This is a genomic window from Enterobacter cloacae complex sp. IR5418 (assembly GCF_049238105.1).
Classification (GTDB): domain Bacteria; phylum Pseudomonadota; class Gammaproteobacteria; order Enterobacterales; family Enterobacteriaceae; genus Enterobacter; species Enterobacter hormaechei.
In genome coordinates this window covers 103,242-128,628 of record NZ_JBMKHS010000010.1, presented here as the reverse complement: position 1 = coordinate 128,628, position 25,387 = coordinate 103,242, and the positions used below count along the sequence as shown (strand labels likewise).

Below are 25,387 nucleotides of genomic sequence, written 5' to 3'. Positions count from 1 at the left end.
ACAATATGGCGCACCCAAAATAAAAATAGCCTGCCAATTAAATAACCTCGGCAGGATATTATGAAAAAGACAATTATTAACGCAACGTGTATCAGCGCATTATTATTAAGCACACAGGGATGGTGCGGAAATACGTCCGTCGACCTTCGTTTTGGTCATAATACGCGCTCAGACGTAAATGATTCTCGTATTAAGGTCATGCATCAGGCGAATAACGGTTTTTACTTCTCCGTTGAAGCCGCACAAAACCACAACGACACCTTTTTTGGGGATACCGACCGCTATAATCCAGACGACAAAGGGTTAACAGAAGCGGCACAGGAGATCGAAACGCGCTGGCGCTTCGATCTGGGAAATGGTTTCGCCGTTGCGCCAGGGATGGTGACGGTGTTCACCACCAGCAATACCCATTACCGCCCCTTCATTCAGGGCTGGAAAGCGTTCGATAACGGTCTGAACCTCTCCGCCCGTTACCGCTATAACACCGTCAATGACGCGCACAGCGACAAAGAACTCGACGGCAGCGGCTACACCCGCCGCCAGTCACACCAGTTCGACATTTGGTTTGCGTATAACATTGGCAAATTCGGTATGTCCTACAACCCGCGCTTCCGCTGGCAGGATAATGTCGATCAGGGAACCGGGGATGACACCTACTGGGAGCATACCGTCGCCTTCAACTACAAGCTCGACGATGGCTGGACGCCTTACGTCGAACTGGTTTCGCTGGATAAAACCTATATCAACGATGACGGCAACCATGAAAATGATTATGCCGTACGTCTGGGGATCGTGAAGCAGCTCTGACGGCCTGACTACACCGTATCGTGCTGTAGCAGCCTACAGCCGATACGGTCCACAGCGCTTAACAGTTCAAGCTGCCCTTCCCGCTGATACAGCGACACCGCGTTCATGTCGATCGGTAACGGCCAGCAAAGCGTTGAGATCGACGCCAGTGTCGACCCCTGCCGGGTGATCGCAATAATCTTCAATCCTTTGCGCAGCGCGTTACGCGCCATTTCAATCAGCGACTGCGTCTCCCCGGATTTACTGATCAACACCAGCGTCCCCTTCGATACCCGCGTGAGCTGGTGCATGTCATTCAAAATAAGGTGCGGCAGGCTCGCCAGCGATAAAAAGCGCGACAGGTAGTTGAGGCTGGTGAGCGAGGCTCCCCGTGCGTACAGATAGATATGGCTGGAATGCGTAAGCAACCTGGCCACGTCTGTCACAATATCATCCGCCTGTGGCCCCGCGTCGGGGGCGGCAGGTGCAGGTGTAAAATGATCGCGTAAAAAACGATACCGAAGCTCGGTATAGCTTTTATAGCCCATTTTTTTACACACACGATTAACGGATGTTGTCGTGGTAAAGGTATCACGGGCAATCTCTTTTGCCGATATATTAGAAATATTACGCGCGTGATGCTGAATGTATTCAAATATCAAACGTTCACTTCCCTGGAATGAATTCATCTATTACGCCCCGTTTAATCCCGACACGATATTAACACAACAGGGAAATAGTCTCTGGAAGGCGCTTCACACATTGCATGTTGGCGTATCACGATACGTAATTAGTATTAGCAAACATTAAAAACTGTTTTAGGTTCTCTTTATACTCCCCCTGTTTTCACATTCAGGGAATTATGACAATGACGAGACAAAAAGTTGTCGCCGTAACGGCCTGCCCGACAGGTATCGCACACACCTTTATGGCGGCAAATAAAATTATTGCATGGGCTAAAGCGCACAATATCGAGGTAAAGGTCGAAACCCAGGGCAGCGATGGCGTTAAAAACCGCTTAACGAAACAGGATATCGCCTCCGCCACGGCCATTATTCTGGCAACCGACGTGCCCATTCAGGATGCCGAGCGTTTTGAAAACATTCCCCACCTTCAAACCCGCACGCAAGAGCTGATCAAACATACCGATCGCTATCTGCGTCAGGCGCTGGCCATGGAAAAAAACGTCACCTCTGTCGCCCACGAAGACGATCTCCCGCGTTCGGCTTACCAGATTTTTATTGGCCATATTATGGCGGCCATCAGCTATATGCTGCCGGTGGTGGTGATGGGCGGGCTGATGATGGCGACGGCCAAAATTACCGGGCAGTTTATTAACATCGAACATTCGCCGTTCAGCGTGCTGGATAAAGTGGGCTTTATGACCATCAAGTTCATGTATCCGGTTTTCGCCATGTATCTGGCGTTTTCCATTGCCGGTAAACCGGCGCTGATCCCCGGGCTTATCGGCGGCATGATGTCCGATGAAGTCTACAAGCGCTTCTTTGATATCGAAGGCTTTATGCCGTCCGGCTTTTTCGGCGCGATCGGCATTGGCTTTTTTGTGGGCTATCTGGTGCGCTGGCTCAATGATTCGATTCACGTCCGTCAGCAGCTCACCACCATCAAAACCATGCTGATCGTCCCGCTGATCACCGGCATTACGCTGGTGATGGTCATGGAATACCTGATTAACCCCATTTTTGGCTCGCTTAACCAGCTGATGGTGGTCTTTTTTACCTCGGCAGGTGACACCGGGCGCGGGTTCTATTCCGCGATGATCGCCGCGGGCACCGCGTTCGACCTGGGCGGCCCGGTCAACAAGGCGGCAGGCTCGGTCGCGCTCGGCCTGAATGGTATCAGCGAGACGTTTGATTTAACCGCCCGCGAACTCTCCATCGTGATCCCCTCCATTGGCGTCGGCTTTGCCGCGTTTCTCAATGGCCGCTTTGGATTGCCGGATGTCTTTAGCCAGGAAGAGAAAACCGTTGGCAGTACCTCGTTGTTGCTGGGCGTGATTGGCATCTCCGAAGGCGCTATCCCGTTCATTCTGAAAAACCCGCGCCTGATCCCGGTGTTCATGACCGGTGCCGTCGCTGGCGCACTGGTCGCCATTGCCCTTGGCGTGAAGCAGACGCTGCCTCTGCCAGCGATCTGGGGCTGGCCGCTGGCAACCAATGTGGCGGGCTACCTGGCGAGCGTCTTTATTGGCGCCCTGATTTGCGCCCTGGGCGTGCTTTACGTCAGCCCAAAGAACGCCAGATAAGGGGAGCGTCATGAATCAGATCCACGTCATTGCCCATACCCACTGGGATCAGGAGTGGTATTTCACCCGTCAGGACAGCATGGTGCTGGCGTCATACAACTTTGCGGATGTCATCAACACGCTGGAGCAGGACCCGGCTTATACCTGCTATCACCTTGACGGACAGATGGCGGTGGTGGAGGACTTTCTCGCCATCAATCCTGATTATCGCACCCGGCTGGAAACGCTGGTCAGAGAGAAAAGGATTTTCGTGGGGCCGTGGTATACCCAGACGGACACCTACAACGTGCATGGCGAATCGATTATCCGCAACCTGAAGTACGGCATTTTCGCTGCCCGAAAGCTGGGGCATGCCATGCAGGTCGGGTATCTTCCGGATACGTTCGGCCACAACGCGCAAATGCCCACGATTTTGCAGGGCTGCAATATCGACAATATCGTCTTCTGGCGCGGTATCGATCACGACAGGCACATCAAAAGCAGCCAGTTCCTCTGGCGCGCGCCGTCAGGGACGACCGTCATCGCCTGTGCGATGGCGCTCGGTTATGGCGCCGCGAAAAACATGCGTTCAGAAGCCTGCCATCTACAGGGAAAAATCTACCCGATGGTCACGCTTTTGCGTTCACGGGCCGGTATAAACGACCTGCTGCTGCCCTGTGGCGGCGATCAGGTCAGTATCGACCCGGCACTGCCAAAAATCCTCGAGATTGCCAGCGCACACTCCCCCGATGAGGACCGATACGTTATCAGTTCGCTGGAGCGTTACGTCGACATCCTTCGCGCGCAGCGTGAGCAGTTTGAACACTGGGAAGGGGAGCTGAAATCGCCGCGCTACACCCGCATCCATAAAACGATCGGCTCCGTGCGTTACGACATCAAACAGAAAAATGATGAGGTTGAACAGTTCATCCTGCGACAGCTGGAGCCGACAATCGCCATGGCGCGCCATCAGGGGATCCCGGTCAACCTCTCCGTGGTCGATACACTCTGGAAGAAGCTGTTGCGAAGCCATGCCCACGACTCCATTGGCGGCTGTAACAGCGATGCCACCAACCGCGACATTCTGCATCGTCTGGAGCAAACCGAACAGCTGTGCCATAGCCTGTGGAATCTGGTGGTGAAAACCCTCGCCGCCTGCGCTCAGGAAGGCGACCTGCTGATTTTCAACCCGCTGGCCACCCCAACGCAGCGCGTGGTGAAAACCACCCTGTATAGCCGCGCTGAAAATATCGCGCTGACGTATCAGGGGCAGCCTATCCCCTTCGACGTTTTGAAAAGAGACGTGCTGCCTGGCGGAACAGCGATCTCCCTTACCGCTGAAGGTGAATGTGAAACACCCCTTCCCCCTTATTTCCGCTGGCAGGTTGCTTTGCAAACGCCGATTTTGCCGTCAGTCGGCTACCTTACCGTCAATGTTGAAGATAGCCCTGCACCGTTCAGGCAGCCTGAACAGATTAAGGGCGAGGGGATAGAGAATACGTATTATCAACTGACGCTGGACACCGGAACGCTAACCCTGCATGACAAACGCAGCGGCAGACGCATCCCCTCTTTCTTTACCCTCGAAGACTGCGCGGACGCGGGCGACAGCTACGATTTCTCACCGCTTGCGGGCGATAAGCCGACGCGCTGTTCGCATTTTACGCTCGTCGACTGCCTGAAAACGCCGCTTGTTGAAAAGCTGATCGTCGAGGCCACGATGCTTCTTCCGCGGGATCTCACCGATCGTCAGGAAGATACCCGAACGCCGTTCTCCCTTCGTCTGGTGTGCGAATTACGCCACGGCGATCCGAACCTGTATGTCGAGGCTTCGCTGGAAAACAGCCACCGCGATCACCGGCTACGTTTACTGATCGGCAGCGATATTCACACCCGTCACGCTCTCGCCTCACAGCCCTTCGCAATCATCCAGCGCGAAACGGGATATGACGATGAAAACTGGCAGGAGCGCTATCGCGAGATGCCCGTGGATATCGAAACCAGCGAGGGAATTATCGCTGTCACGGAACCGGGTAAGGCGCTGGTGGTGACAAGCCGTGGCATGAAAGAATTTCAGATTATCGGCAGCGAACCCGCGGCGATTGCCCTGACGATGTTTAAATCGACGGGCGTGCTCGGGCGCAACGATCTCGACTGGCGGCCGGGCCGGGCCTCCGGCATCAATAATACCGTGGTTGAGACGCCTGATGCCCAGTTGCTGAAACCGCTGTGCTTTTCATTCACCGTCGCGCTGGCGGACAACGCCGACCACCTCACGCTGCGCCAGCTGGAGAATCAGGCGGCTGGACAGCCCTTCACCTATCAACGGCAAACGTTACACACGCTCGATCACCGGCTTGAGCGCTTTGCGTTGCGTCTGCCCGAATGCAGGCTTCCGGCAGAATTCTCGCTACTCACCCTGCCGGAGCCGCTCATCCTTTCTGCTCTGCCCCACGCGCAGCAGCTGCATGGCACCGTTGTGCGCCTGTTTAACGCCGGAACAGAGCCGGTTCCCGTCCCGGAAAGCCTGGCGGTGCTCCGGCAGATCAACTATCTGGAAGAGCCGATGCCGCCGGTAACGGCGATCCTCCCTTCTGCGACCTGCGATTTTTTGATTGAGGCTTAACATGAACTTGCTTGCATTGACGCATCCCGACCTGGTGTTTATTAACCCGCCCCAACGTACGCCTGACGCCTTGATCCGCTGGCTCGCCGGGCCGCTCGCCAGGCGGAATGTCATCAACGATCGAGTGGCATTTATCGACAGCGTTTTACAACGCGAAAGTGAAGGCCCGACCGCGCTGGGGGAAGCACTCGCCGTCCCGCACGGTAAAAGCGAGGCGGTGCAACAGGCGGCATTTTGTCTGGCGCTGTTTGACGAGCCGATATGCTGGCCGGGGCTGCAAGGTGACGAAGAGGTGAGAATGGTTTTCCTGCTCGCCATTCCACCAGCGGAAGCAGGCAGTACGCATATGCAGTTGCTGACGACGCTGACCAGCAAACTCACGGAAGATCGGGTGCGCGAGCAGCTGCTGGCGGCGCGTACCCGGGAAGAGGCGATGTCTGCCCTGGGTGAGGAAGTATGTCAAAAACAGGACGATGCCCCCGAACGCTCTCTTCTCATCCCGTTGTTACTGGGTAGCATCGCTGCCGCAGCCTTTTTGCAGGCAGGATTGAGCTGGCTCTGCGGGGTGAATTAATCGAGTAGCGCTCAGTACAGGCTCTGCTGAGCGCTTGTTTTTGTTGAAAAATTAAACAGATTTTTCCTTCGCGTCTTTACAAAGTCTCCAGTGCCCGCCGTTTGTACTCTCGTCTTTTTACTTTGTCCTGCATCAAAAAAACCGCAAACTTGTTTGATGCAAATCACTATATGTAGCACTTAAAATGCACGCCGACCCAACATCTTGTATTTATCGTCTACTATTCCAACAACAAGACGGCGCTTACGCTGGCCGGAATTGTGGATAACACGAGCTGGGAACGCGGGAAGTCTTTGGCGCGGCGAAGAATACGCCCGGTGAATACTTCTCCACCTCTGTGGATAACCTGTTTTTAAAATGGAGTGATCATGACACCGCATGTGATGAAACGTGATGGCTGTAAAGTGCCGTTTAAATCAGAGCGCATCAAAGAAGCCATTCTGCGTGCAGCTAAAGCAGCGGGAGTCGATGACGCAGATTACTGCGCCACCGTCGCAGAAGTCGTTAGCAGCCAGATGCATGAACGCAGCCAGGTGGATATCAACGAGATCCAGACCGCGGTTGAAAACCAGCTGATGTCTGGTCCGTACAAGCAGCTGGCGCGCGCCTACATTGAGTATCGTCACGACCGTGACGTGCAGCGTGAGAAACGCGGTCGCCTGAACCAGGAGATCCGCGGCCTGGTAGAGCAAACCAACTCTTCGCTGCTCAATGAAAATGCCAATAAAGACAGTAAAGTGATCCCGACCCAGCGCGACCTGCTGGCCGGTATCGTCGCCAAGCACTATGCCCGCCAGCACCTGCTGCCGCGCGATGTGGTATCGGCGCACGAGCGCGGTGAGATCCACTATCACGATCTCGACTACTCGCCGTTCTTCCCGATGTTTAACTGCATGCTGATCGACCTGAAAGGCATGCTGACCCAGGGTTTCAAAATGGGTAACGCGGAGATTGAGCCGCCGAAATCCATCTCCACCGCGACGGCGGTCACGGCGCAGATCATCGCCCAGGTGGCGAGCCATATCTATGGCGGCACCACCATTAACCGCATCGATGAAGTGCTGGCCCCGTTCGTGACCGAGAGCTTCAACAAGCACCGTAAAACGGCGGAAGAGTGGCAGATCCCGGACGCCGACGGTTATGCCCGTTCCCGCACCGAGAAAGAGTGTTACGACGCGTTCCAGTCGCTGGAATATGAGGTAAACACGCTGCACACCGCCAACGGCCAGACGCCGTTTGTGACCTTTGGATTTGGTCTCGGCACCAGCTGGGAATCGCGCCTGATCCAGCAGTCTATTCTGCGCAACCGTATCTCCGGCCTCGGCAAGAATCGCAAAACCGCGGTGTTCCCGAAGCTGGTGTTCGCGATCCGCGACGGCCTGAACCACAAATTTGGCGACCCGAACTACGACATCAAGCAGCTGGCGCTGGAGTGCGCGAGCAAGCGCATGTACCCGGACATCCTGAACTACGACCAGGTAGTGAAAGTAACCGGTTCGTTTAAGACACCAATGGGCTGCCGCAGCTTCCTCGGCGTGTATGAAGATGAAAACGGCGAGCAGATCCACGACGGGCGCAACAACCTGGGCGTGATCAGCCTTAACCTGCCGCGCATCGCCCTGGAAGCCAAAGGTGATGAAGCGGCCTTCTGGACGCTGCTGGATGAGCGCCTTCAACTGGCACGTAAGGCGTTGATGACCCGCATCGCCCGCCTTGAAGGGGTCAAAGCCCGCGTCGCGCCAATTCTCTATATGGAAGGGGCCTGCGGCGTGCGCCTGAAAGCGGATGATGACGTGTCGGAGATCTTCAAAAACGGTCGCGCGTCGATCTCTCTCGGCTATATCGGCATTCACGAAACGATTAACGCACTGTTTGGCAACAAGCACATCTATGACAACGACGCCCTGCGTGAAAAAGGCATCGCGATTGTGCAGCGCCTGCGCGATGCGGTAGATCAGTGGAAAGACGAGACCGGCTACGGTTTCAGCCTGTACAGCACGCCGAGCGAAAACCTCTGCGATCGCTTCTGCCGTCTGGATACCGCCGAGTTCGGCATCGTGGAAGGGGTGACCGACAAAGGTTACTACACCAACAGCTTCCACCTCGACGTGGAGAAGAAGGTGAACCCGTACGACAAGATCGACTTCGAGGCGGCCTATCCGCCTGTCGCCAGCGGCGGTTTTATCTGCTACGGCGAGTACCCGAACATTCAGCACAACCTGAAGGCGCTGGAGGACGTGTGGGATTACAGCTATCAGCACGTGCCGTATTACGGGACCAACACGCCAATCGACGAGTGCTACGAGTGCGGCTTTACCGGTGAGTTTGAGTGCACCAGCAAAGGCTTCACCTGCCCGAAATGCGGTAATCACGATGCCGCCCGCGTCTCCGTGACCCGCCGCGTGTGCGGCTATCTCGGCAGCCCGGATGCCCGCCCGTTTAACGCCGGTAAGCAGGAAGAGGTGAAGCGCCGCGTGAAGCATCTGGGGAATGGGCAGATCGGGTAATCCGCTGCCACGTTAATGCCCGGTGGCGCTGCGCTTACCGGGCCTACGGACCGCTCTCTTTTGTAGGCCGGGTAAGCGCAGCGACACCCGGCGTGGTTATTCGCGATGAACTATCACCAGTACTACCCCGTCGACATCGTTAACGGTCCCGGCACCCGCTGCACCCTGTTTGTATCAGGCTGCGTTCACGAGTGCCCCGGCTGCTACAACAAAAGCACCTGGCGCCTGAACTCGGGTATGCCGTTCACCGCGGAGATGGAAGATCGCATCATCAACGACCTGAACGACACCCGCATCAAACGCCAGGGGATCTCCCTCTCCGGCGGCGACCCGCTCCATCCGCAAAACGTGCCGGCGATCCTGAAGCTGGTAAAACGCATCCGCCGCGAGTGCGCGGGAAAAGACATCTGGGTCTGGACGGGCTATAAGCTGGATGAACTGAATGCGCAGCAGAGGGAAGTGGTGGATCTGATTAACGTCCTGGTCGACGGCAAGTTCGTGCAGGATCTAAAAGATCCTATGCTTATCTGGCGCGGCAGCAGCAACCAGGTTGTGCATCATCTGCGTTGAATGAAGGCGGATATCCTCAGTCCGCCTGAACGTCAAAACCGACTCAAACTCTCCATCGCCACCGCCTTGAACGCCGCGAAATCCTCGCACTGGCACAGGCGCGCCATCGCCCGTTCACGCAGGAAGGTGACAAAGATGTCGTAAATCGCCATTGCCTCTTCGTACTCGCTTTTGCTGATGGCGAGCAGGAAGATGACATGGGCGGTTTCATCTCCCCACTGAATGCCCTGCGGCGCCAGCACGGTGTAGACCACCGTTTTCTGCGCCAGGAGGCCGAGGGAGTGCGGCAGCGCAATGCCGTCGCCAAGCATGGTGCTGACGATGGCTTCACGCTCGATGACCGAATCCAGAAACTCCGCGCCGACAAAACCTTCGCCTTCAAGCTGCCCGCACAGTTCGCGGAACAGCGTTTGCTGGTCGACAGGCTTGTCGAGAATGCGGAAATGGGCCGCGTCGAAGTATTTCTCCAGCATCCACGGGCGGGTGCGGTCCACCAGCACCAGCTTGCCGATCTGCTCTAACTGATAATCGGTCGGGAACGGGGCGATCATCACCACCGGTTTGGATTTTTCGCTCACGCGGGCGGTGGAGATCACAAAGTCTTCACCGATGGCATCGGCAAGCTCGTACTCGCGCAGGGTGAGCGTGCGCGTCACCTCAATCTGCGGGTACTTGCGCTGAAGCACCGCCTCGATCATGCGCACCATCGCGTTACCGGCGTCGCACACCAGCAGCACGCGCGGCTGGCGCTGGTAGCCGATGTTGTAATGGCGCTCCAGCCCGACGCCGATATGCAACACCAGAAAACCAATTTCGTTTTCGCTGATCACATACGGGGTGTATTTGCCCCAGCTCGACACCGCCGCCAGCGTCATATCCCACGCCATCGGGTAGTGCTGCTTGATGTTATCCAGCAGCGGATTGGGGATCATGATTTGATACCGCACGCGGGTGATCATGGTTTTGATGTGCGTGAGCAGATCCGCATGCAGTTGCTCATCGCTGAGCAGGTTGTAGTTATAGTGGGTATTGATGTAGCGCAGAATGTAGTTGACCAGGGCTTCGTCGTCGTCGGCATTAATCGCGCTGGGGGCGATCTCCTGGATCTGCCGCGCCGCAATGTGCACGCACAGCCAGCTCTCTTCGGAAGGCGACAGCGCTTTGCCCGCCAGCTCCTGGATAGCCACCGCGATATCTTTCGCCGCCTCGCGCACGTTCTCTTCCACGTCTTCCGCGTGAAACTCCGGCAGCGGATAGCCCTCGCTGATACGGCGCACCGACACCGCACAGTACAGCCGCAGGAACAGTTCGCCTTCGTCGGTCAGGCGAATATGATGGCGCGTCAGCGCGTCGTGCAGCACGGGCACCATCTTTTCCGCCACGCCTGCGTTGAGCGCCACGTCGGTCACCAGCGGGTTCAGGCTATCCTGCTGCGCCAGCTCCCACAGGAGGTCGGTCAGGCAGGCGCGGATCGCCATCTCGCTGCCAAACAGCTTCATGCCGTGGCGCGGGCGGGTTTCCAGCGTCAGGTTGTAACGATGAAACCACTCACGCACTTCCACCATGTCGCTCTGCAAGGTGGCCCGGCTGACGAACCACTCATCGGCCAGATCCTCCAGCTTGAGAGAAAAGGCTGACGTCAGAAAACGCACCACCAGATAGTGCACGCGCTCCGGTCCGGTTCGCGGAATGCGCAGCGCGCGCGGATGGGATGCCTGCAATTGTTGATAGCGCGCCACATCATTAATTTTGAGCTGATAGCCGTTGCCCCGGCTCAAAATGAACTGCGCGCCGTGGCTGGCCAGCAGCGCGTTCAGGGCGGTGATATCCGCCCGGACGGTTCGCGTGGAGACCGACAGCCGCTGCGCCAGCTCGTCCTGCGGCAGCGTCTCGTTTTGCAACAGATCGAAAAGTTGCGCTAAACGTTGGTTCGGAAATCGCACGTCGTTGTCCTCTTACTGCTCAGGGTGAAATGACCATCTGGGATGGGCTGCCGACCGGGGTATAGTCTGGCCCGGCGCTCAGCTTGCCGTCCGGCGCCACGCGGAAACGGGTAATGTTGTCGCTGCGCTGGTTCATGACGTACAGCCAGCGCCCCTGCTTATCGAGGGTCAGGGTGCGCGGATAGTCGCCCCGCGTCCAGACATCGTCCTGATGCGTCAGCGTCCCCTCCGCCGTTACGGTAAAGTGCCCGATGCTGTTATGCAAACGGTTAGCGACATACAGCTGTTTCCCGTCGGCGCTTAGCGCCAGCCCGGCAGCAAAACTGGTGCCTTTATAACCGTCCGGCAGGGCTGAAACCGTTTTGCCCTCTTTCAGCCTGCCATTGCTGTCCAGCACATAATGGGTGAGCGTAGACGCCTCTTCGTTAATCAGCCACAGGGCATCGCCCTTCGGTGTAAAGACGAAGTGGCGCGGACCGGCCCCTTTCGACGAGGCGCTGATAAACGGCGGATCGTTCGGGGTCAGCTTTCCTGTTTGATCGTCAAAACGGTACTGATAGATGCGATCCAGCCCAAGATCGGTGGAAAACACGTATTTACCGCTCGGATCGGCGGCGATCATGTGCGCATGCGGGCCGTTATGATCGCTGATGGCGAAACTGCCCTCGACGGCCGCTTCCGGCTTCGCCGCGCCCGGTTCGCCCCGATCCTGATGGGTGTCCGTAGCCTCACCCAGGCTGCCGTCTGCGTTAACGGGCAGCACCGCGACAGTTCCGCTGATGTAGTTTGCCACCAGCAGGTGTTTGCCGTTTGGCGTCAGCGAAAGATAGACCGGACCGGCACCGCCGGAGGCCACCTGATTCAGCTCGCTCAGATCACCGTTATCCCCCACCCGCAGCGCCTGCACCACGCCCTGCTCCACTTCGCTTGCCAGATACAGCGTCTTGCCGTCGTGCGAGACGGTCAGCTGCGCGGCGTTCGGCAATTTGCTCACCAGCGTTTTATTCGCCTGAGCGCCGGTTTGCGGATCGACGGTAAAGCGGTACAGCCCTTCGCCGTTGGGATTATAGGTGCCGACCCAGGCGTACTGGGTCTGGGCGATTGCAGAGGTAGCAAGCAAAGAGAGTGAAGCGACAAGCAGGTTACGGGTGTGCATGATGGCTCCTTGGATTTGTGCGGTATTTCTCCCCTCACCCCAATCCTCTCCCCAAAGGGGAGAGGGGACGATTACACCCTCTCCCCTTTGAGGAGAGGGCCGGGGTGAGGGGTGTAGTTTTTTTTGTTACTTCACCAGCTTCTTCGTCATTTCCAGCAGGGTACGCACGTCTTCCGGACGCGTGTCGCCGCTGGCCTTGTCGATAATTGAACTGTAGATGTGCGGGATGATTTTGCTCACGCCCGCGTCAAGGGCGATCTGCAAGATCTCCTCATAGTTTTCCAGATCGATACCACCCGTCGGCTCCAGCCAGAAGTCGTGACGGGCGCAGGCTTCCGCCACCGCCTGATATTCGTCACGGCACTTCAGGCCGCCCATCGGGAAGTATTTGATGGAGCTGCCTCCGAAATCTTTCAGCAGGGCAATGGCGGTTTCAACCGGCACAATGCCGTCCGGTGCCGTGCTGCTCAGCGGGCCGGTGGAGATTTTCACCATGCCGACGGTGCCGGTCGGGGAGACCAGGCCGTTGACCACCGACTCATTCTGCCCCAGCTGCGCGCGGCTGGTGGCCACGCCGGTAAAGACCTGGTTAACGTGCTGCGGCTGTACCTGGCGGGAGATTTCACTCACCATCGCCGACTGGTTCGGATCCCCCGCGCCCAGCCCTACGGAGAGCGCGTTATCAATCAGGGCTGCGTATTCGCGCATATCCGCGACCGCGCTCGCCACGTCCGGGTAATTTTTGGAGAGCACGCCCACCAGCACATGACCTTCCGCCGCCTCGTAAATGGCGCTGGCATTGGCTTTCGATCCTGCCAGCACGTTCAGGCAGACGCGGTCACGGTAAAAGTTGGGGGTCAGTTTCATGCGTTTTTCTCCTGTCCTAATACTTCGCTAATGCGGCGGTAGACGATGTTCAGCTGGTCAGCATTTACGCTGCGCACATCCGCTTCGATAATCCCTTCGTTGGCTTTATAGCCACGGAAGTAAATGGCATATTCGCCCTGCTTCAGCGCTTTCACCAGCTCACCGGTGCCGACGCCGGTGGTGGCTTCGTCAAACTTAATCTCGGTGCGGGCGATGTCACGCCCGGCGCTGTCCCAGACCACGCGCGCGGTGACGCCGTTCAGGGTGTTGAGCGCGTCGATAAACGGCGTCATCTTCGCCACCATCTCGGCCCCGCTCTCTTTGGTGGCCGTCAGGTAGTGTTCGATGGCGCAGGTCAGGCCAAGAATGCCCTCTTTGCCCACCTTCATCGCGCGGCCAATGCCCGCCGTCTGGCGCTTCACCCACTCAACGTACCGGGTTTTGCCGATCACCAGCCCGCTGGTTGGGCCTTCAATCGCCTTCGCGCCGCTGTAGATCACCAGATCCGCGCCGGATCGGTAATAGGTATGCAGATCTTCTTCCGCTGCCGCATCAACGATCAGCGGCAGATCGTGCTTGCGCGCCACCACCGCTGCCTGCTCAACGCTGAGCATGCTTTTCTGCACGCAGTGGTGGGATTTAATGTAGAGGATCGCCGCCGTCCGCGGGGTGATCGCCGCCGCGAGCTGATCGGCGGAACATTCGTTGGCGTAGCCCGCCTCCACCAGCTTGCCGCCGCCCAGCGCCACCATGGTGCCTACCGGCGCGCCAAAGTTGACGTTGTGGCCTTTCGGCAGGACGATTTCGTTGTTCTCAATCGGAGTGACGTGCAGGTTTTCCAGCAGCCAGTCGCTGTCTTTTACCAGCACCGCCGCCACGGACTGGGCAATGCCCGCCGACGCGCAGGAGACCACCGTCGCCCCTTCCACCTCCAGCAGCTTCGCAATATATTCCCCGGTTTTGTTGACCAGATCCTTCATCTCGAAATAGTGATTCATGCCGTCCATCGCCGCCTGCACCACGTCCGGGCGCGGCGTTGAGACGCCCAGCGCCGTCATGCGGCCAGAGGTGTTGATAACCTGCTTTAAGTTGTACTTCTCATAAATTGAAGGCATGTTCCGTGCTCCCTTGTTCGGTCATGTAGCCCTTGCCCGCGCGGATCGCGGCAAGCGGCACCAGAATGTGTTCAGTTTGCAGACTGTCGTTTTCAGCATCCGTCAGCACCGTCGGCTGGCGCTTGAGGGTAAACAGCGTCAGGTCGGCGTCGAGGCCAGGCTGAATGCGGCCTTTGTGGGTCAGGCGCAGGCCGTCTGCGGCGTTGGCGGTGACGCAGTCAATCACCTGCGGCAACGACATGCCGATGGCGAGGAATTTCGACATTACGCTTGCCAGCGAGCCAACCGGGCCATTAATGCGGTTGCGGCAGTAGATATCCGAGCTGATGGTGTGCGGCAGAATGCCCATCCCGATGGCGCGTTTCGCCACCTTAAAGCTGAAGCTCGCCGTGCCGTGGCCGACGTCCAGGCGCACGCCGCGCTTCAGGGCGGACGTAATGGACGCACGCAGCTCGCCGGAGGGCGTCAGAATGCGGTTGGGCTTGCCGTTGTAGCAGTGGGTGATGATGTCGCCTGAACTGAGCAATTCAGCAATTTCGTCGAGGTTCGGCGGGTTGTTGCCGATGTGCACCATCAGCGGCAGATCGCCGTTCTCTTTCTGGATCGCTTTCGCCCGCTCCAGCGGCGTGATGCCGTTCTCACCGACCACGCTGCTGCTCATGCGCGCCTTCAGGCCGACGATAAAATCCGGGTGGCGCGTCACCGCCTGCTTCACCGCCTCGGCGTCAATATTCGCCATATTGGCCAGCTCGTTCTGGGCGATCAGCCCCACGCGGGAGATGTTCAGCAGGGCAAACACCTCGGTGGAGGCTTTGCGGGTGATGGCGTAAAAATCGTCCACGTCGTCGGCCCCGGTACTGCCCGCGTCCACCACCGTGGTCACGCCGGTGGCAATGCCCACGCTGTCCGGCTCGTCGTGGTAAATCGGGGAGTTCGGGTAGCAGTGTACGTGGGAGTCAATCCAGCCTGCGCTGACGAACACGTCACCGTTAAGCTCAACCGTCTTGCGGGCGGGAGCGTCAATGTCGCCCGTCGCGGCGATCTTCCCGTCCTGAATGGCGATATCGGTCAGGGTATCGTCGGCGAGGCGCGCACGGCGCAGGAGTAAATCAAACATGAGGATCTCCTGAGAAGGCGGGCGCCGGAGCGCCCGCGGGTATTAAAGGGCGACCGGGAACAGCCAGCCCAAAATCATTGCGCCGAGGATGGCGCCACCGGTAATCGGCTTCTGCCAGATGTAGAACAGCAGCGCACCGACCAGAGAGCCAACGCCGATGGGAATGGAGGCGGTCATGGCGCTGAGGATAATCAACGGCCCGAGGAAGCGGCCGGAGGCGTTACCCGCCCCCATCATCACGTCTGCGCCGTAGGTGGAGTTGCTCTGATTGATGGTGAACTTACGCGCCAGAATGATGACGTAGCCAATCGCCAGGCCAATCACCAGGCCGGTAATCAGCGAGGCAATGAAGTTGGTCACCGGGAACATGATCCCCGCGCCCAGCAGCAGCGCCGGAACGCCGAGGCCCACGCCGGTCTGGATGGCGCCGCCGATATCAAGAATACCCACCAGCGACCCTTCGATAATACGGGCGAACAGGAAGCTCGCGCCGAACGCCGCCACCGCGCCGTAGACGCCGGTATCGATTCCCGCTTTCAGCATCGCCACGAAGGCCACTTCGTTAAACGCGCCGATGCCGTAGAGGTAGTACATGTGCGTCCCGGCAAACACGCCGGAGGAGAGCAGGCCAACGAAGATCGGGAACGACCAGTCGGCATACCAAAAACCTTTATTCTGTTCCATGTAGAGGCTCCTGTTATTTACCGCTGAGCGAGTTGTGGATCATGTCGAGCCAGTTCGGCACGGTCAGATGGAAGGATTCGATCATCTTCATGTCGAAGCCGCGGAAGAAGCCGCTCAGCACGAACAGCAGGACGATGGCCGCCATCATCACTTTGGTGACGTGGTTCCAGCCGCTCTCTTCCACGCCTTTGCCGATCAGGATCCCCAGCACCAGGCCCGGTACGGCGTTACCCATAATCAGCTGTGCCGCGCCGCCAAAGATGGTGGCCCAGAAGCCTGATTTTTTACCCGCGTCGATAGCGGCCAGCCAGAAGATCACCGGCATCACGGTGTTGACCAGCAGGTTCGCGGCAGGCACCAGCACCTTCACGGCGGTGACCTGTAGCGCTGCCGGAACGGAGGAGGCGGTCAGGTTAAGGAAGGTCACGACAATCATGCCGATGATGCCGCAGGCAATCGCCATTTTGCGCGGGTCATGCAGCGTTTCGCCGACGTTACGGTTTTTGATCATCAGTGCAGCTGCACCCCAGTTCGGGATGATGCGGTGGTCAACGTCCTGTGTGAAGGCACCTGCGGCCACGGAAGAGGCCCAGGCGTTAAAGAAGAAACCTAACCCAAAGGAGAAGTGGGACGCCGGATCCCCTTCACAGGAGTTCAGTTCCCCCAACGTACGAAACGCGCCCATACCCTGAGTGGTAGGCGCATGAAACATGCGTGCAGCCCCGGCGCCAACACCGACGCCAACCAGGCCGCCAATGATGAGCGATTTTATTAATATAATTAAGAACATCAGTCTGCCCTTTTATGAATAATCAGCGTTGCGTGACGAAATCCACCTGGTCAAGATTGATGGCGGTCACGTTGACGGTCACATCCAGCTCCACGCTGTAGGTGCGTCTTTCCCGGCGCAGAAAGAAGAACAGAAACGCTTCTTTTCGCACCGCTTCTTGCGCCTGAACAACCTGCACATCCTGTGGCTCAATACGCAGTAAGATATGCGGTGAGGCTTTCATCACCGCGGCCTGAACGTGGTTGAGGGCGTCGGCAAAGGCGCGCGCTTTGGCGTCGCCCTTCCCCTTCACTCTCACCGTGGTTGTGAACTGTTCTTTCATGCTTATGCGCCGTACTTCTTCTGCCACGCCTGTACCAGACGCTCGCCCAACTCTTCTTTATCCATAAAGCCGAAGCCCAGCACGTTGCAGCCTTCATTGATGGCGGTCACGCCCTCATCCACGGAGCGCATGCCGTATTTGGCCTTGTAGCCATATTTGGTTTGGGCGGTGATGGCACCCGCGCCGCCGCTGCCGCAGAAGGAGATGCCGAAGGTGGCGTTTTCTGCTTTCATCACGTCACCGAGCTTCATATCCGCTGCCATACCCGGTACGACAACCGCACGTCCGCCAGCCTTTTCCACACCGGCAGCCACTTTCTGACCTTTGCCCAGGCGATCGCCAATTACGACTGTAATCTGTTCCATGTATTGCTCCTTAAAGGTTGTCTTTCGCGACTTCGAAGTGAACGGAGAGCAGCCAGGCTTCTTCATCAGGAAGGTTGCCAAACTGCACTACCACTTCACGGGCAAGCTGCATTGAATCTGGTGAAATTTCGTCGAACAGTTCTGCTTCAACCTCCGGCAGCGGCTCGCCGGTCACGGACCGGTGCGCCATTGCGCGAACGTGGGAGGTCAGCATCTGCTCCTGTACCGCGTTGGGGATGATGTTGTGCCGGGCCAGCAGGGCGTAGACCTGCTGAAGCATGGTGTTCGCGAGCTGTTCTGTTTGCACCGCCTGTTCCCCAACGTCGTTCATTACCGCTCCGTTAATCACTCGTCTTACCCCGTTAATGGCTCTGGAATAAAACTAACGGCGGGGGGGAAATGTTTGTAGCGAGTTGTTTTCCACTTCAAAGTGGAAAGGCGAGCAGCGGCAGTGATCTGTGCCACATAAATGCGGTGAATCTGGATTAATTGCGACATTTGCGTGATGAATATCACGCTATTACGCGGCACTAAACAGGAAAGCAGAGTGGAAAAGATTACGAGCAGGCTCGTAGAAATGTGACGTGGATAAGGTTTTCTTATGGGGATCCGTTAGAGTGGCGGCGGGTGCTTGAGACTGACCGTCTCAGGCATGGGACGGAAAGTGGAAAGCCCCGCCTGATAAAAAATCAGGGCGGGGGCTCGAAACGACACGTCGGACCGTGGAGTTCGCTACCTCGCCCGCTTAAAAGCAAGGAGGCATCCATGAAACGCCAATCCCCAATTATCCGGGTTTTGATGATTGTTGCTTTGACAATAATCATTTTAACGCTGGTGACGAGGAAAACACTGTGCGAGATCCGTTTTCGTAACGGCTCGCTTGAAGTGACAGCGCGGATGGATTGTCGCTCCGGCCAGTAGGGAGCAACGATGCGGGGGCGCATAATGCGCCTCCGCATACGGGGAGAGGACGTACAGCTCAGGCACCCAATTAACGATACTTTTTGTGATACGTGTTGCGGGTCGTCACAAACTGATCGGCTGCCGCCTGGGCTTCCTTCACTTTGCCTTCGTTGGCCAGCTTCAGCGCACCGTCGATCTGGCCGACCAGCACGTCAAAACCGTGACGGTAGTCTTTCATTTCGGCGCTGTCCGCCGCTTTGCTTTCCAGCTTCGGTGGGGTCGCTTTTTGCGCGTCCAGCGCGGCTTCACGCATCTTCGTGAGTGCGTCTTTCATCTCCGCCGCATTGTCGGTTTTCTGCACCACCTTCAGGTTTTGACTGAGGATGTCCATGTTGTCTTCGAGATCGGCAGCAAACGCAGATGAACCAAGAACCAGCGTTGAAGCCACGACGATCGCTAACAGGTGTTTACGCATTGCTCACTTCCTTTTTTATTATTAATCACGCTTTTACGGGTATTATTGCCCGGCGATTTTCATCTCCGGCAGTAATACAGAACCACACTGAATATTGCTGCGTGTTTCAATATCGTTACCGACCGTAACAATATTGCGCCACATGTCCTTGAGGTTGCCGGCGATGGTGATTTCGCTCACCGGATACTGAATTTCGCCGTTTTCGACCCAGAAGCCCGCCGCACCGCGAGAGTAATCGCCGGTGATACCGCTCACGCCCTGCCCCATCAGCTCGGTGACCACCAGGCCGGTGCCCATCTCTTTCAGCATCTGCTCAAAGTTGAGACCCTGTCCGGCAATGCGCCAGTTGTGGATCCCGCCCGCGTGCCCGGTGCTTTTCAGCCCCAGCTTGCGCGCAGAGTAGTTGGTCAGCAGCCACTGGGTCAGCACGCCATCTTTCACGATATCACGGCGTTTCGTGCGCACGCCTTCGCTGTCGAACGGCGTCGAGGCCAGCCCTTTCAGCAGGTGCGGATGTTCTTCGATGGTCAGCCATTCCGGCAGGATCTGCTTGCCCAGCGAGTCGAGCAGGAAGGTCGATTTACGGTACACCGAACCGCCCGCAATCGCCCCCACCAGATGACCAAACAGGCCCGTCGCCACTTCATTGGCAAAAATGACCGGGGCTTTCATCGTGGAGAGTTTACGCGGCGAAAGGCGTGACAGCGTGCGTTCGGCGCACTCCTTACCCACCCACTCCGGAGACTGCAAATCCCCCAGCGCGCGGCCAATGGTATACGCGTAATCACGCTCCATGTCGCCGTTCTCTTCGGCGATGACGCAGCTGGAAAGCGAGTGACGGGTTGAGCAGTACCCCTGCAACATGCCGTGGGAATTACCGAACACTTTGATGCCGTAGTGGCTGTTAAAGCTGCCGCCTTCGGTATTGGTGATGCGTTTGTCAGCCTGTAAAGAGGCCTGCTCGGCACGCGCGGCCAGCTCAATGGCTTCATCCGGCGTCACTTCCGCCGGGTGGAACAGATCGAGATCCGGCGCGTCAAACGCCAGCAGCTCTTTATCGGCCACGCCAGCGTAAGGATCCGGGGAGGTGTAACGGGCGATATCCAGCGCCGCCTGCACCGTACGGGCGATGGCATCCGGGCTGAGATCGGTAGACGACGCGCTGCCTTTGCGATTCTGGTGATACACCGTGATCCCCAGCGCGCCATCGCTGTTAAATTCTACATTCTCCACTTCGCCATAGCGGGTACTCACGCTAATGCCGGTGGTTTTGCTGACCGCCACTTCGGCGCCATCTGATTTACCTGAAGCGAGCGTCAGCGCGGTGGAGACGGCTTCTTCCAGGATCTTACGCTGCGCTTCAACTTGTGAGGTTACTTTCATCGCAAATGCCATACTGTAAGAGAGAGTTAAGTGAAGTCTAACAGAGAACCGTTTTTCAGTGCGCGTCTTAACTGGTAACATTAGCCTCTTTTTTTAAGGAGCCTGACATGACTAAGCAGCCCGAAGACTGGCTCGACGACGTTCCCGGTGATGACATCGAAGACGAAGATGATGAGATCATCTGGGTCAGTAAAAGTGAAATTAAACGTGACGCCGAAGAGTTAAAACAGCTTGGCGCAGAAATGGTAGAACTGGGTAAAAACGCGCTGGATAAGATCCCGCTTGACCAGGATCTGCGTGATGCCATTGAACTGGCACAGAAAATCAAGAAAGAAGGGCGTCGCCGCCAGCTTCAGCTTATCGGGAAACTGCTGCGTCAGCGCGACGTTGAGCCGATCCGTCAGGCACTGGATAAGCTGAAAAACCGCCACAACCAGCAGGTTGCGTTGTTCCATAAGCTGGAGCAGATCCGCGATCGTTTGATCGAGCAAGGTGATGACGCGGTACCTGAAGTGCTGAACCTGTGGCCGAATGCCGACCGCCAGCAGCTGCGATCGCTTATCCGTAACGCGAAGAAAGAGAAAGAAGGGAATAAGCCGCCGAAGTCTGCGCGTCTGATTTTCCAGTATCTGCGCGAGCTGTCTGAGAACGAAGAGTAATATCTTCCCCTCACCCCGCCCTCTCCCCGGAGGGGCGAGGGAGAAAAAATGTAGGCCCGGTAAGCGCTAGCGCCACCGGGCTTTTTTTACTCTGCGGTCGCGGCTTTCTTCGCCAGACCGTCCAGCAGCTTCTGATGGATCCCACCAAACCCGCCGTTGCTCATCACCAGAATGTGATCGCCTGGCTGTGCGGCTTTCACCACCATATCCGCTAAGACATCTACGTCCGCACTCCAGTGCGCTGGCTGAATGCAGGCATCGGCCACTTCCGCCACCTGCCACGGAATGTGCTGCGGTTGCAGGAGGAAGACTTCGTCGGCACGGCCTAAGGATGGCGCAAGATCGTCTTTGCAGATGCCCATTTTCATGGTGTTCGAACGCGGTTCCAGCACGGCCAGAATACGCGCGGTGCCGCCAACTTTGCCACGCAATGCGGCGAGCGTCGCCAGAATGGCGGTTGGGTGGTGCGCGAAATCATCGTACACCGTCACGCCATTCGCTTCACCGCGCAGCTCCAGACGGCGACGGGCGTTGATAAACGTGCCCAGCGCATTGGCCGCATCCGCAGGCAGTACGCCCACGTGACGCGCCGCGGCGATCGCCATCAGGCCGTTGTGCATGTTGTGCTCGCCCACCAGGCCCCACTTCACCTCGCCCACTTTCTCACCGTCGAGCAGCACTTCCCATTCGGACGCATCCGCGTTGCGCTTTTTCGCCTGCCAGTGCCCCTGCTCGCCCACCAGCTCCTGCTCGCTCCAGCACCCCATCGCCAGAGTCTGTTTCAGGTTGATGTCGTTCTCCGGCAGGATAATGCGCCCCTGACCCGGAACAATGCGCACCAGATGGTGGAACTGTTTCTGAATCGCTTTGAGGTCGTCAAAGATATCCGCGTGATCGAACTCAAGGTTGTTGAGGATCAGCGTGCGTGGGCAGTAATGCACGAACTTGGAGCGCTTGTCGAAGAATGCGCAGTCGTATTCATCCGCTTCAATCACAAAGAACGGGCTGTCGCCCAGACGCGCGGAGACGTCGAAATTCCCCGGCACACCGCCGATCACGAAGCCCGGCTTGTAGCCGCAGGCTTCAAGGATCCAGGTCGCCATACCGGCAGTGGTGGTTTTGCCGTGCGTCCCGGCAACGGCGACAACCCAGCGGTCGCGCAGGACAAAATCATGCAGCCACTGCGGGCCAGACATGTACGGGATATTGCGTTCCAGCACCGCTTCAACGCATGGATTCCCACGGGTCATGGCATTACCAATGATCACCAGATCCGGCTGCGGCTCCAGCTGACTGGCGTCATATCCCTGAATCAGAGAAATTCCCTGCTTCTCCAGCAGCGTGCTCATCGGCGGATACACATTGGCGTCCGAACCTGTCACTTCATGGCCCAGCGAGCGCGCCAGCATTGCCAGTCCGCCCATGAAAGTGCCACAAATCCCCAATATATGAATGCGCATACGTCACTATCCTTCTTCAATGTGGCGCACATTTTACTCACATGTCAGCGGCTGTGAAACGCATTTCAGGTAAATCCGTATTTTGCTGGCGCGATTCACCTCTGCGCTAATATTTGAATGTTTGTTAAGATTGTTGGACATCAACCGCTTTACTCAACATAAGATGCAGGGAAAGTGTTATGAAAACGTTAGGTGAATTTATTGTCGAAAAGCAGCACGAGTTTTCTCATGCTACGGGTGAGCTCACTGCTTTGCTGTCGGCAATAAAGCTGGGCGCTAAGATCATCCACCGCGATATCAACAAGGCCGGTCTGGTCGATATCCTGGGTGCCAGCGGTGCCGAGAACGTTCAGGGTGAGGTTCAGCAGAAACTCGACCTGTTCGCCAATGAAAAACTGAAAGCAGCACTGCGCGCGCGCGACATCGTTGCGGGTATCGCCTCTGAAGAAGAAGATGAGATCGTCGTATTCGAAGGGTGTGAACACGCGAAATACGTTGTTCTGATGGATCCGCTGGACGGCTCCTCCAACATCGACGTTAACGTTTCTGTCGGTACCATTTTCTCCATCTACCGCCGCGTCACGCCGGTCGGCACACCGGTGACGGAAGAGGACTTCCTGCAACCGGGCAGTAAACAGGTTGCCGCCGGTTACGTGGTGTATGGCTCGTCCACCATGCTGGTGTACACCACCGGCTGCGGCGTACACGCCTTTACCTACGATCCGTCCCTGGGCGTATTCTGCCTGTGTCAGGAGCGTATGCGCTTCCCGGAGAAGGGCAACACCTACTCCATCAACGAAGGCAACTACATCAAATTCCCGAACGGCGTGAAGAAGTACATCAAGTTCTGCCAGGAAGAGGATAAAGCCACGCAGCGCCCGTACACCTCGCGCTATATCGGCTCGCTGGTGGCGGATTTCCACCGCAACCTGCTGAAAGGCGGTATTTACCTCTACCCAAGCACCGCCAGCCACCCGGACGGGAAGCTGCGTCTGCTGTATGAGTGCAACCCAATGGCGTTCCTGGCCGAACAGGCTGGCGGCAAGGCGAGCGACGGTAAAGAGCGCATTCTGGATATCGTGCCGGAAAGCCTGCACCAGCGCCGTTCGTTCTTCGTTGGCAACCGCCATATGGTGGATGACGTTGAGCGCATGATCCGCGAATTCCCGGACGCGTAACGGACAAACAGGGGAGCCATCAGGCTCCCCTTTTTTTGGTCATGCCGTTTGCGCCGTCAGTTTGAAGGAGGCCATGGCTTCCATCAGCTCGCGCGACTGCTCCTCCAGGGAACGTGTTGCCGCAGAGGATTGCTGCACCAGCGCCGCGTTTTGCTGCGCGGTTTCATCCATCTGATTGACGGCGATATTCACCTGCTCAATACCGCGGCTCTGCTCCTGAGACGCCGTCGCAATTTCACGCATCAGTTTGGTCATCCGCAGCACTTCGGTGGCGATCTCGTCCATCGTCTCACCGGCCTGCTGTGCCAGCTCGCTACCCTCGTTGACGTGAGTTTGTGAATCGCTGATAAGCGAGCGGATCTCTTTCGCCGCGTCGGCACTGCGGCTGGCGAGATTACGCACCTCACCCGCCACGACCGCAAAACCCCGCCCCTGCTCACCCGCCCGCGCCGCTTCAACGGAGGCGTTCAGCGCCAGAATATTGGTCTGGAACGCAATGCCGTCGATGACGCTCAGGATGTCGGCGATGCGCGCCGAACTGCCGGAAATGTCGCGCATCTTCTCGATGACGTAGCAGACCATTTCGCTGCCGTGATCGGCGGTATCAGAGACCGACTTCGCCAGCTGGTGCGCCTGCTCGGCGTTATCGGCGTTAAGTTTCACCGTGGCGGTGATCTCTTCCATGCTGGCGGCCGTCTGCTCAAGCGACGTGGCGGTGGATTCCGTGCGCTGGGCCAGGTTCATATTCCCGGCTGTCAGTTCGCGGCTGCCGGTATCAATCTGCGAGCTGGCGTCACGCACCCGCAGAACCGAGTCCATCAGCGACTGGCGCATCCCTTCGATGGCCGCGTTCAGGCGATTAAATTCCTGGCTCGCTGGCGCGTTCAGGGTGTGGGTTAAATCGCCAGCCGCCACGTGCTCCAGCTGGGCGATCGAGGCTGAAAGCGGCTTGAGCAGCATATGGCGCAGCACCAGCCAGGCCAGCACGATAATGCCAGCCGTCAGCAGCGCCGCGACGATAATCAGGATCAGCACGCGGATTTTACTCGCCTGCACGGCGCTCACCTCCGCTTTGCCGCGCGCCTCGCTCCATGCCTGGAACGCCTGCATCGCGTTATCAAACTGCTTCGCCACCGGGACCAGCTTGTTTTCCAGCAAATCGTAATAGCTGTCCGCGCTTTGCTCGTTCAGGGCTTTCAGCATCGGGCTGATACCCTGCTGGTTGTACACCGCCAGGCTCGCGGCGACGTTATCCAGCAGCTTTTGTCCCTGCTCATCCGCCACGCCACTGCCGATCACGCCCTTCAGCGTTTTCTGTGCCAGCGCCATTTCCTGATTAATGGTTTTGACCGCCCTGGCCGCATCGTCCAGAAGGCCGACCTCCATCATGCGGACGGCCTGACCCGCTTCGTTACGCGCGCGCAGGATCAGCGTATAGCCGGAATTCAGCTGCACCATCTGTTCACCCTGAAGGTGATTGATGCGCTGGAGAGAAGCGGAACTTTGTGTAAGGGCATAAATGCCGATGCCGCTGACAATCAGCAGCAGAAGGGTCATAACGGCCAGTAAAGAGAGCAAGCAGGTACGAATCGATAGCGTTTTCAGCATGATGTTATTTCCGGTAGCGAGATATTTCTGGGCATAAAAAAAGAGTATCGGCCG

24 protein-coding genes are annotated in these 25,387 nt (G+C 57.5%); 9 read left to right on the top strand and 15 right to left on the bottom strand.

Features of this window, described 5'->3' with window-relative positions:
- Nucleotides 1-60: 60 nt before the first annotated feature.
- Nucleotides 61-807, top strand: coding sequence for an oligogalacturonate-specific porin KdgM family protein (locus tag ACOTX7_RS10690; RefSeq protein ID WP_006810325.1), 747 nt, complete (start codon nucleotides 61-63; stop codon nucleotides 805-807).
- Nucleotides 808-815: 8 nt separating this feature from the next.
- Here ACOTX7_RS10690 and ACOTX7_RS10685 read toward each other — a convergent pair whose 3' ends face one another.
- Nucleotides 816-1,475: a MurR/RpiR family transcriptional regulator gene (locus ACOTX7_RS10685; protein WP_006810326.1), complete on the bottom strand. Its 660-nt coding sequence runs from the start codon at nucleotides 1,473-1,475 to the stop codon at nucleotides 816-818.
- 179 nt (nucleotides 1,476-1,654) lie between these two features.
- Here ACOTX7_RS10685 and ACOTX7_RS10680 point away from each other — a divergent pair, with 179 nt between their 5' ends.
- From ACOTX7_RS10680 to nrdG, 5 genes are all read left to right on the top strand, one after another.
- Nucleotides 1,655-3,052: a PTS fructose transporter subunit IIC gene (locus ACOTX7_RS10680; RefSeq protein WP_221256835.1), complete on the top strand. Its 1,398-nt coding sequence runs from the start codon at nucleotides 1,655-1,657 to the stop codon at nucleotides 3,050-3,052.
- Nucleotides 3,053-3,062: 10 nt separating this feature from the next.
- Nucleotides 3,063-5,657: a glycoside hydrolase family 38 C-terminal domain-containing protein gene (locus ACOTX7_RS10675; protein WP_221813430.1), complete on the top strand. Its 2,595-nt coding sequence runs from the start codon at nucleotides 3,063-3,065 to the stop codon at nucleotides 5,655-5,657.
- A 1-nt stretch (nucleotide 5,658) separates the two neighbouring features.
- Nucleotides 5,659-6,231, top strand: a complete 573-nt coding sequence (locus ACOTX7_RS10670; RefSeq protein ID WP_221256834.1) for a PTS sugar transporter subunit IIA — start codon at nucleotides 5,659-5,661, stop codon at nucleotides 6,229-6,231.
- 368 nt (nucleotides 6,232-6,599) lie between these two features.
- Complete coding sequence (gene nrdD / locus ACOTX7_RS10665; protein WP_047354587.1) at nucleotides 6,600-8,738, top strand: anaerobic ribonucleoside-triphosphate reductase; 2,139 nt, start codon at nucleotides 6,600-6,602, stop codon at nucleotides 8,736-8,738.
- A 105-nt stretch (nucleotides 8,739-8,843) separates the two neighbouring features.
- Complete coding sequence (nrdG, locus tag ACOTX7_RS10660) at nucleotides 8,844-9,308, top strand: anaerobic ribonucleoside-triphosphate reductase-activating protein (protein ID WP_006810331.1); 465 nt, start codon at nucleotides 8,844-8,846, stop codon at nucleotides 9,306-9,308.
- Nucleotides 9,309-9,340: 32 nt separating this feature from the next.
- Here the strand turns inward: nrdG and ACOTX7_RS10655 are convergent, their stop codons facing one another.
- The 10 genes from ACOTX7_RS10655 to ACOTX7_RS10610 all read right to left on the bottom strand — a co-directional run bounded on the left by ACOTX7_RS10655 (nucleotide 9,341) and on the right by ACOTX7_RS10610 (nucleotide 18,016).
- A complete protein-coding gene (locus tag ACOTX7_RS10655) occupies nucleotides 9,341-11,251 on the bottom strand; it encodes a BglG family transcription antiterminator (protein ID WP_047354585.1) in 1,911 nt (636 codons plus the stop codon).
- Between the two features lie 19 nt (nucleotides 11,252-11,270).
- Nucleotides 11,271-12,407, bottom strand: coding sequence for a lactonase family protein (locus ACOTX7_RS10650; protein ID WP_260630841.1), 1,137 nt, complete (start codon nucleotides 12,405-12,407; stop codon nucleotides 11,271-11,273).
- Between the two features lie 126 nt (nucleotides 12,408-12,533).
- Nucleotides 12,534-13,274: a 2-dehydro-3-deoxy-phosphogluconate aldolase gene (gene dagF, locus ACOTX7_RS10645; protein ID WP_221256833.1), complete on the bottom strand. Its 741-nt coding sequence runs from the start codon at nucleotides 13,272-13,274 to the stop codon at nucleotides 12,534-12,536.
- A complete protein-coding gene (locus ACOTX7_RS10640; RefSeq protein WP_221256832.1) occupies nucleotides 13,271-14,389 on the bottom strand; it encodes a DgaE family pyridoxal phosphate-dependent ammonia lyase in 1,119 nt (372 codons plus the stop codon). The genes dagF and ACOTX7_RS10640 overlap by 4 nt, the downstream gene beginning before the upstream one ends.
- The gene (locus ACOTX7_RS10635; protein ID WP_221256831.1) at nucleotides 14,373-15,506 is read right to left on the bottom strand and encodes an amidohydrolase/deacetylase family metallohydrolase; all 1,134 of its coding nucleotides are present in this window, start codon (nucleotides 15,504-15,506) and stop codon (nucleotides 14,373-14,375) included. Before ACOTX7_RS10635 ends, ACOTX7_RS10640 begins: the two co-directional genes overlap by 17 nt.
- Nucleotides 15,507-15,548: 42 nt before the next feature.
- A complete protein-coding gene (locus tag ACOTX7_RS10630) occupies nucleotides 15,549-16,190 on the bottom strand; it encodes a DUF4310 family protein (protein ID WP_003856081.1) in 642 nt (213 codons plus the stop codon).
- 13 nt (nucleotides 16,191-16,203) lie between these two features.
- Nucleotides 16,204-16,980, bottom strand: coding sequence for a DUF4311 domain-containing protein (locus ACOTX7_RS10625; protein WP_006810337.1), 777 nt, complete (start codon nucleotides 16,978-16,980; stop codon nucleotides 16,204-16,206).
- Nucleotides 16,981-17,002: 22 nt separating this feature from the next.
- The gene (locus ACOTX7_RS10620; RefSeq protein WP_006810338.1) at nucleotides 17,003-17,302 is read right to left on the bottom strand and encodes a DUF4312 family protein; all 300 of its coding nucleotides are present in this window, start codon (nucleotides 17,300-17,302) and stop codon (nucleotides 17,003-17,005) included.
- A 2-nt stretch (nucleotides 17,303-17,304) separates the two neighbouring features.
- On the bottom strand, nucleotides 17,305-17,667 hold the full coding sequence (locus ACOTX7_RS10615) for an SFCGS family glycine-rich protein (protein WP_006810339.1): 363 nt from the start codon (nucleotides 17,665-17,667) through the stop codon (nucleotides 17,305-17,307).
- A 10-nt stretch (nucleotides 17,668-17,677) separates the two neighbouring features.
- Entirely contained in the window at nucleotides 17,678-18,016 is a 339-nt protein-coding gene (locus ACOTX7_RS10610; protein WP_421626077.1) for a glycine dehydrogenase, read from the bottom strand.
- A gap of 416 nt (nucleotides 18,017-18,432) precedes the next feature.
- Here ACOTX7_RS10610 and ACOTX7_RS10605 point away from each other — a divergent pair, with 416 nt between their 5' ends.
- Nucleotides 18,433-18,588, top strand: a complete 156-nt coding sequence (locus tag ACOTX7_RS10605) for a Hok/Gef family protein (protein WP_045908049.1) — start codon at nucleotides 18,433-18,435, stop codon at nucleotides 18,586-18,588.
- A gap of 70 nt (nucleotides 18,589-18,658) precedes the next feature.
- On the opposite strand, the gene cybC is transcribed toward ACOTX7_RS10605, so the two are convergent.
- Both cybC and pmbA read right to left on the bottom strand, forming a co-directional pair.
- Nucleotides 18,659-19,045: a cytochrome b562 gene (gene cybC / locus ACOTX7_RS10600; RefSeq protein ID WP_221256830.1), complete on the bottom strand. Its 387-nt coding sequence runs from the start codon at nucleotides 19,043-19,045 to the stop codon at nucleotides 18,659-18,661.
- Between the two features lie 42 nt (nucleotides 19,046-19,087).
- The gene (pmbA, locus tag ACOTX7_RS10595) at nucleotides 19,088-20,440 is read right to left on the bottom strand and encodes a metalloprotease PmbA (protein WP_221256829.1); all 1,353 of its coding nucleotides are present in this window, start codon (nucleotides 20,438-20,440) and stop codon (nucleotides 19,088-19,090) included.
- A 95-nt stretch (nucleotides 20,441-20,535) separates the two neighbouring features.
- On the opposite strand from pmbA, the gene yjgA reads away from it, so the two are divergent.
- Nucleotides 20,536-21,087, top strand: coding sequence for a ribosome biogenesis factor YjgA (gene yjgA, locus ACOTX7_RS10590; protein ID WP_003856072.1), 552 nt, complete (start codon nucleotides 20,536-20,538; stop codon nucleotides 21,085-21,087).
- An 86-nt stretch (nucleotides 21,088-21,173) separates the two neighbouring features.
- On the opposite strand, the gene mpl is transcribed toward yjgA, so the two are convergent.
- Nucleotides 21,174-22,547, bottom strand: coding sequence for a UDP-N-acetylmuramate:L-alanyl-gamma-D-glutamyl-meso-diaminopimelate ligase (mpl, locus tag ACOTX7_RS10585; protein ID WP_221256828.1), 1,374 nt, complete (start codon nucleotides 22,545-22,547; stop codon nucleotides 21,174-21,176).
- 179 nt (nucleotides 22,548-22,726) lie between these two features.
- Here mpl and fbp point away from each other — a divergent pair, with 179 nt between their 5' ends.
- A complete protein-coding gene (fbp, locus tag ACOTX7_RS10580) occupies nucleotides 22,727-23,725 on the top strand; it encodes a class 1 fructose-bisphosphatase (protein WP_003856070.1) in 999 nt (332 codons plus the stop codon).
- A gap of 39 nt (nucleotides 23,726-23,764) precedes the next feature.
- On the opposite strand, the gene ACOTX7_RS10575 is transcribed toward fbp, so the two are convergent.
- Nucleotides 23,765-25,333 carry a methyl-accepting chemotaxis protein gene (locus tag ACOTX7_RS10575; RefSeq protein ID WP_221256827.1) on the bottom strand — a complete coding sequence of 523 codons (1,569 nt, stop codon included), beginning with the start codon at nucleotides 25,331-25,333 and terminating at the stop codon, nucleotides 23,765-23,767.
- Nucleotides 25,334-25,387 lie beyond the last annotated feature (54 nt).

What these genes read in the sequence shown, in the direction of transcription:
- ACOTX7_RS10640 (WP_221256832.1), bottom strand. Translation starts at nt 14,389, where the DNA reads ATGCCTTCAATTTATGAGAAGTACAACTTAAAGCAGGTTATCAACACC.
- ACOTX7_RS10690 (WP_006810325.1), top strand. Translation starts at nt 61, where the DNA reads ATGAAAAAGACAATTATTAACGCAACGTGTATCAGCGCATTATTATTA.
- ACOTX7_RS10675 (WP_221813430.1), top strand. Translation starts at nt 3,063, where the DNA reads ATGAATCAGATCCACGTCATTGCCCATACCCACTGGGATCAGGAGTGG.
- ACOTX7_RS10630 (WP_003856081.1), bottom strand. Translation starts at nt 16,190, where the DNA reads ATGGAACAGAATAAAGGTTTTTGGTATGCCGACTGGTCGTTCCCGATC.
- ACOTX7_RS10680 (WP_221256835.1), top strand. Translation starts at nt 1,655, where the DNA reads ATGACGAGACAAAAAGTTGTCGCCGTAACGGCCTGCCCGACAGGTATC.
- ACOTX7_RS10575 (WP_221256827.1), bottom strand. Translation starts at nt 25,333, where the DNA reads ATGCTGAAAACGCTATCGATTCGTACCTGCTTGCTCTCTTTACTGGCC.
- ACOTX7_RS10615 (WP_006810339.1), bottom strand. Translation starts at nt 17,667, where the DNA reads ATGGAACAGATTACAGTCGTAATTGGCGATCGCCTGGGCAAAGGTCAG.
- yjgA (WP_003856072.1), top strand. Translation starts at nt 20,536, where the DNA reads ATGACTAAGCAGCCCGAAGACTGGCTCGACGACGTTCCCGGTGATGAC.
- ACOTX7_RS10635 (WP_221256831.1), bottom strand. Translation starts at nt 15,506, where the DNA reads ATGTTTGATTTACTCCTGCGCCGTGCGCGCCTCGCCGACGATACCCTG.
- fbp (WP_003856070.1), top strand. Translation starts at nt 22,727, where the DNA reads ATGAAAACGTTAGGTGAATTTATTGTCGAAAAGCAGCACGAGTTTTCT.
- ACOTX7_RS10650 (WP_260630841.1), bottom strand. Translation starts at nt 12,407, where the DNA reads ATGCACACCCGTAACCTGCTTGTCGCTTCACTCTCTTTGCTTGCTACC.
- ACOTX7_RS10605 (WP_045908049.1), top strand. Translation starts at nt 18,433, where the DNA reads ATGAAACGCCAATCCCCAATTATCCGGGTTTTGATGATTGTTGCTTTG.
- cybC (WP_221256830.1), bottom strand. Translation starts at nt 19,045, where the DNA reads ATGCGTAAACACCTGTTAGCGATCGTCGTGGCTTCAACGCTGGTTCTT.
- dagF (WP_221256833.1), bottom strand. Translation starts at nt 13,274, where the DNA reads ATGAAACTGACCCCCAACTTTTACCGTGACCGCGTCTGCCTGAACGTG.
- nrdG (WP_006810331.1), top strand. Translation starts at nt 8,844, where the DNA reads ATGAACTATCACCAGTACTACCCCGTCGACATCGTTAACGGTCCCGGC.
- pmbA (WP_221256829.1), bottom strand. Translation starts at nt 20,440, where the DNA reads ATGGCATTTGCGATGAAAGTAACCTCACAAGTTGAAGCGCAGCGTAAG.
- nrdD (WP_047354587.1), top strand. Translation starts at nt 6,600, where the DNA reads ATGACACCGCATGTGATGAAACGTGATGGCTGTAAAGTGCCGTTTAAA.
- ACOTX7_RS10685 (WP_006810326.1), bottom strand. Translation starts at nt 1,475, where the DNA reads ATGAATTCATTCCAGGGAAGTGAACGTTTGATATTTGAATACATTCAG.
- ACOTX7_RS10625 (WP_006810337.1), bottom strand. Translation starts at nt 16,980, where the DNA reads ATGTTCTTAATTATATTAATAAAATCGCTCATCATTGGCGGCCTGGTT.
- mpl (WP_221256828.1), bottom strand. Translation starts at nt 22,547, where the DNA reads ATGCGCATTCATATATTGGGGATTTGTGGCACTTTCATGGGCGGACTG.
- ACOTX7_RS10620 (WP_006810338.1), bottom strand. Translation starts at nt 17,302, where the DNA reads ATGAAAGAACAGTTCACAACCACGGTGAGAGTGAAGGGGAAGGGCGAC.
- ACOTX7_RS10670 (WP_221256834.1), top strand. Translation starts at nt 5,659, where the DNA reads ATGAACTTGCTTGCATTGACGCATCCCGACCTGGTGTTTATTAACCCG.